At 36.5% G+C, this 821-nt stretch carries 1 protein-coding gene; it reads right to left on the minus strand.

Features of this window, described 5'->3' with window-relative positions; translation table 11 throughout:
* Window positions 1-492, minus strand: a 492-nt coding sequence (locus PUH65_RS14885; protein WP_305520896.1) for a hypothetical protein, incomplete at its 3' end; no start/stop codon positions are given.
* Window positions 493-821: the final 329 nt, after the last annotated feature.

Genomic DNA, 821 nt, shown 5'->3' on the forward strand with positions numbered 1-821 from the left:
ACCGTTTTTTATTTTGTCCTTCCACTTTTTCAGTTCTTCGAAAAGTTCTGTTTTAGTTTCAGTCATTAATTGTTCATTCGTCTTTTCTGTTTGCCAAGGTCTGTCTGCATTTGAAAGTTCGTCAAAAGTGTCAAACAAACCGTAGGCTGTTTCAAATCCAATACTGTCGTAACAAAATTGCTTACTCTCAGAAAAAAAGTCATAACTGTCGATTGCCTGATAACGAATTTCTCTTGTCCCGCTAATTACATCCTTTTTACCGTCCAGTATTTCGTCAACTATTGCCATTGCATATTCTATTGCTGCTTGTCTTTTGTCGGGCAGCTTAATATTCAATTCATCGAGTGTCAGTTTGAAATAATGGTCAATTTGAAAAGGACTTTCATTTTTACTTAGTCCAGCAAGTATGCAAAGTGAGGGCGTGTCCAAACCTTCTTCAAGTCCAGTTACACCGATGTCAGGAAGTTGGTCTGTGGTCAAATTTCCTGTCACATACTTTGCTATTTGTTGTCTGAAGTTCAATGTTTGTCTGTTGTCTTAAAATGGTGCATAACGGTTGGGTATTTCTGCAGGCGGGCTAAAAATACGAAAACTTTCTACTTTCTAAAAATTGAATTAATCGCGATAATCTTCGATGAAAACTTCGTACCCGCTTGTAGAAATAGCTTGTTGAACTAAACCTCCGGTAGCTTTTCCTGAGGCTGTTTTATTAACTTTGTTTGATCATAACATAAAATAAAATCTCTAAAATGGCTACAAAAAAAAATCTCCGGAGGATTTAAGAACGAACAAAATTTTGAATCGCGCTTCGAGCGAAGTTA

Origin of the sequence: Kaistella sp. SH40-3, from assembly GCF_030686865.1 — a bacterium.
Lineage (GTDB): Bacteria > Bacteroidota > Bacteroidia > Flavobacteriales > Weeksellaceae > Kaistella.